Source organism: Luteitalea sp. (assembly GCA_009377605.1).
Taxonomy (GTDB): domain Bacteria; phylum Acidobacteriota; class Vicinamibacteria; order Vicinamibacterales; family Vicinamibacteraceae; genus WHTT01.
In genome coordinates, this window is the sequence record WHTT01000174.1 from 1 (window position 1) to 4,592 (window position 4,592).

Genomic DNA, 4,592 nt, shown 5'->3' on the forward strand with positions numbered 1-4,592 from the left:
CGGGCTTTCCGAACAGGAAGCAGCCCGCCGGCTCGCCCGGGTGGGACCGAATCAGCTGACGCCGCCCAGGCCGGCTTCGCCGCTCACGATCTTCCTCGATCAACTGCGCAGCATCGTTGTTCTTCTCCTGATCGCGGCGGTCGTGATCTCGCTCCTGCTGGGCGACCGCCTCGAGGCAGCGGCCATCGGCGTCGTCCTGGTGATCAACACCGCGCTCGGGTTTGTCACCGAACTCCGCGCGCGCCGGGCCATGGAGGCGCTGCTGCAGTGGGAGGTCGCGCGTGCCACCGTCGTCCGCGCGGGCCGGCCCCAGGTGATCGATGCGCGGGTGCTCGTCCCCGGTGACGTGATCGACGTGCGTGCGGGTCAACGGATGGCAGCGGATGGACGCGTGCTGGAGTCGCACGACCTGCGGACTGACGAGGCGGCGTTGACCGGCGAGTCGCTCCCCGTCTCCAAGCGTGCTGACCCGTTGCTCGATGCGGACACCGCGCTCGCAGATCGCCTCACCATGATCTACAAGGGGACGCCGGTCGCCGCAGGTATGGCACGTGCGGTGGTCACGGCCACGGGTGCCGCGACCGAGCTGGGCCGGATCGGCGCGCTCGTCGCGACCGTCAAGGAGGAGCGGACACCGCTCGAGCGCCGGCTGGACGCGTTGGGGCGACGACTGGTGTGGCTGTCGCTCGGCGTGGGTGGCCTCGTGGCCGCGCTGGGCTTTCTGCAGGGTGCTTCACTGGGTCTCGTCATCCAGACCGGCATCGCATTGGCCGTGGCCGCCGTGCCGGAAGGACTCCCTGCGGTGGCGACCATCGCCTTGGCGGTGGGACTGCGGCGTATGGCGCGACGGCACGCGTTGGTCCGCCGGGGCTGCCGGCCGTCGAGGCGCTCGGATCGACCACGGTCATCTGTACGGACAAGACGCGGACGCTGACGTCCGGCGACATGTCGGTGGTGCGCGTGTGGACCCCGCGGGGCGAAGTCGCTCTGCGGCCGAGCGACTCCGTGGTGACGCCGCTCGGCGCGGCGGTGCGCGACGCGCTCGAGACAGGGCTGTTGGCGAGCCGCCCGGACGCGCAAACGTCCGATAGGACGTTGTTGAGGGGCGATCCGGTAGACGCCGCGCTCCTTCACGCGGCTACACACGCAGGCATCGACCATCAACACCTCCTCGCCGAGCGTCCCATCCTCGGTCTGGTGCCGTTCTCCAGCAAGCGGAAGCTCATGGCCTCCTTTCATCAGGTGGACAGCCGGATCGTCGCGTACGTCAAAGGGGCGCCGCGCCGGCTGCTCGAGCTGAGCGATCGGGTGGATGAAGGAGGTGATGATCGCGCGCTCGACGAGGCCATGCGCCAGCACCTGCTCGGCGTGAACGCCGATCTCGCGGCGCGCGGGCTGCGCGTGCTGGGACTCGGCGCTGGCGTCGTCGCGCAGCCGGCCGAGGCGGCATTGCGCGGCCTTCGTTTCCTGGGCTTCGTCGGCCTGATGGATCCTCCTGCCCTGGGCGTCCGGGAGACCATCGCGCGGCTGCACGACGCGGGGCTGCGCACGATCATGATCACCGGCGATCAACGGCTCACCGCCGAGGCGATTGGCCGAGAGTTGGGCGTCGTGGAGACCGACGCGCAGGTGATCGATGGGCGCGAGCTCCGCGCGCTCTCGGCCGCCGAGCTGGCAGACAGATTGGCTACCGCCGGTGCGTTCAGCCGCGTGGCCCCTGAGGACAAGCTGACGATTGTGCACGCGCTGCAGGCGCGCGGCGACATCGTGGCCATGCTGGGCGACGGCGTGAACGACGCGCCCGCGCTCAAGCGGGCCGACGTGGGCGTAGCGATGGGCAGACGCGGCACCGACGTCGCGAAAGAGGCGGCATCGATGGTCCTGCAGGACGATCGCTTCGAGACCGTTGCCGCCGCCGTCGAAGAAGGGCGCATCATCTACGACAACATCCGGAAGTTTGTCTTCTATCTGTTTAGTTGCAACCTGGCAGAAGTTCTGGTGCTGCTGGCGGCCGGCCTGGCGGGGCTCCCGTTGCCGCTGCTCCCGCTGCAGATTCTGTGGCTCAACATGGTGACCGACACGTTCCCTGCGCTGGCGCTCGCCATGGAGTCGGGCGACGCCGATGTTATGCAGCGACCTCCCCGCGACCCCAGAGAGGCGATTCTCTCGCGAGCGTTTCTCAGGAGCATTCTGTTCTACGCGGTGCTGATCACCGCGTCCACCCTCGTAGGCTTCGTCATCGCGCTCGACCGGCCGATCGCCGAGGCGAGGACGATGGGCTTCATGACGTTGGCGCTGGCGCAGATCTTCCACCTCGGGAACGCGCGGAGTGTCGAGCCCGTCCTGCGGCCGAGTCGGATGACCGCCAATCTCTATGCTCTTGGGGCCGTGGCGTTGACCGTCATGCTGCAGGTAATGGCACTGTCGACCGACGCGTTGGCCCACGTCCTCGGTCTCTCCCCGCTCGGTCTCACGGATTGGGTCTTGGTCGTCGCCCTCGCGGCGGTCCCGGCAGCGGTCGGGCAGGGAATCAAGCTGGCGCGTCGAGGCGCACGGGGCTGAGGAAGCCGTCAGGCTTCAGTGCCAGGACCGCCGTGCGGAGTCGGAGCAGGATGCGCTCGGCCGTATTGCCCATGACGACGCCCGCCAACCCTGTTCGTGCCACCGTGCCCATCACGACGAGGTCCACGTCGTGCGCGGCCACGAACTGCGGGATCACGTCCTCGGGTCGACCTCTAACGAGCTCGCGTGTGGTCTCGGGGGTCCGCTCCGCGAGCGTGTCTTCGAGCGCCTCGAGGCCATCGGCTGCTGCCTGGCGAATCGATTCCACCACCGCCGAGAGCTCGGCGTCCCGCATATGGCTCCTGAGCAACTCCTCACCGAAGACCGACCAGGCGTGGAGCAGGGTCACCGTGCCGCCCTCGAGTGCGGCGATCGCGCACGCCAGGGTGAGGATCTGGCGGTTCAACCGTTGTTCCACCGGATCGTCGGCCCCCGCGTCGACGCATGCCAGCACGTGGCGGGGACGGGCCGCGTCGGGTCCAATCAGCCACACCGGAACCGGGCATTTTCTCAGGAGTTGTTGATCGACGGGACCAAACGGGCCGGGCGGGGTCTCGACCCGCCCGTGCGCGCGCATCACCAAATCGTGGTCCGATCGGAGGATCTCTCGAATGATCGCCACCGCCGGTTTGCCACGCAACACGTTCGTCTCAACCGTCGTGCCCGTGTTGCGCGCCTCGGCCGCGAGCTGGCTGAGTCGTTCGCGGCGAGAGTCGACGAGGTCCGTCTCGAGGGGGGCTGGCAGATACCGCTGTGCCAGGCGTGGCAGCTCCGGGACCACATCCACGATCTTCAGCCGAGCGTGACACCGGCCCGCGAGGTCGAGCGCGAGAGCAATCGCCGGATGCGCTTCGTCCAGCGCGTTGATGTCGAGCAGGATTCGTTTGAAGATAGACATCGCCGTGGAGGCCAAATCGTTACGTTGGGCTCGTCGCCGCCTCACGCTCTGCCTGCGCAATCAGCACGGCCGTCTTGATGGCGACGTCCGGATTGAGGGCAATCGAGTCGATCCCTTGCTGCACGAGCCAGGTAGCAAACTCCGGGTAGTCCGACGGGGCCTGACCGCAGATGCCGATGGGCTTCCTGATGCGTTTCGCCGCCGCGATCGCATGCGCCACCATCCATGTCACGGCCGAATTGCGCTCGTCGAAGAGCTGCGCGACGGCCTCCGAGTCGCGATCGAGGCCCAACGTCAGCTGGGTGAGGTCGTTCGACCCGATCGAGTACCCGTCGAAGACCTTCAGGAACTCCTCGGCCAGCACGACGTTCGCCGGGATCTCGCACATCGCGTAAACCTCGAGGTCATGCTCGCCTTGCCGGAGTCCGTGCGCGGCCATGACGTCCAGCACGCGGCGACCCTCGTCGACCGTCCGACAGAAGGGAATCATCACCTTCACGTTGGTGAGCCCCATTTCGAGCCGCACGCGACGGAGCGCCGCGCACTCGAGCGCAAAGCCCTCGGCGTACCGCGCATCGAAGTAGCGCGAGGCGCCACGGAAGCCCAACATCGGGTTCTCCTCGCTCGGCTCGAACTCGCGCCCACCGACCAGCGCTGCATACTCATTCGTCTTGAAGTCGCTCATACGCACGATAACCGGCTTGGGAAAGAAGGCCGCGGCGATGCGTCCCACGCCTTCACTGAAGCGGCGGATGAAGAACTCGCGCGGATCCTCGTGGCCAATACGAGCCGCGAGCTCCTTGAGCGCGGCCGCATCACCCAGGGCGGGGTAGTGGGCCAGAGCCATTGGATGGATCCCAATGTCGTTCGTAATGATGAACTCCGTTCGTGCCAGGCCCACGCCCGCGTTGGGGATGGCCGCGAGCGCGAAGGCACGCGTGGGATCGCCGACGATCAGCATGATCTTGGTACGTGTGGTGGGAACGCCCCCAGCGTCAATGCGTTCGACGTCGAACGGCAGGATCCCCGGATAGACGTGGCCCTCCGCGCCTTCGGCGCAAGAGACGGTGACCTCGTCACCGGTGTGAAGCATGCTCGTACCGTTTCCTGTCCCGACAATACAAGGGAGGCC

4 protein-coding genes are annotated in these 4,592 nt (G+C 67.5%); 2 read left to right on the forward strand and 2 right to left on the reverse strand.

Going from position 1 to position 4,592, the window contains the following annotated elements; genetic code table 11:
* On the forward strand, positions 1-934 hold a 934-nt coding region (locus tag GEV06_28040), incomplete at its 5' end, for a hypothetical protein (protein MPZ21710.1).
* A gap of 11 nt (positions 935-945) precedes the next feature.
* Positions 946-2,562, forward strand: coding sequence for an HAD-IC family P-type ATPase (locus GEV06_28045; protein MPZ21711.1), 1,617 nt, complete (start codon positions 946-948; stop codon positions 2,560-2,562).
* On the opposite strand, the gene GEV06_28050 is transcribed toward GEV06_28045, so the two are convergent.
* Together GEV06_28050 and GEV06_28055 are read right to left on the reverse strand one after the other, a co-directional pair.
* Positions 2,531-3,460 carry a hypothetical protein gene (locus GEV06_28050; protein MPZ21712.1) on the reverse strand — a complete coding sequence of 310 codons (930 nt, stop codon included), beginning with the start codon at positions 3,458-3,460 and terminating at the stop codon, positions 2,531-2,533. The genes GEV06_28045 and GEV06_28050 overlap by 32 nt on opposite strands.
* A gap of 19 nt (positions 3,461-3,479) precedes the next feature.
* Positions 3,480-4,592 (reverse strand): phosphoenolpyruvate synthase (locus tag GEV06_28055; GenBank protein MPZ21713.1); only part of this gene is annotated, 1,113 nt, incomplete at its 5' end.

Excerpts from the sequence above, each read along its gene's own strand:
- GEV06_28050 (MPZ21712.1), bottom strand. The coding sequence starts at position 3,460 with ATGTCTATCTTCAAACGAATCCTGCTCGACATCAACGCGCTGGACGAA.
- GEV06_28045 (MPZ21711.1), top strand. The coding sequence starts at position 946 with ATGTCGGTGGTGCGCGTGTGGACCCCGCGGGGCGAAGTCGCTCTGCGG.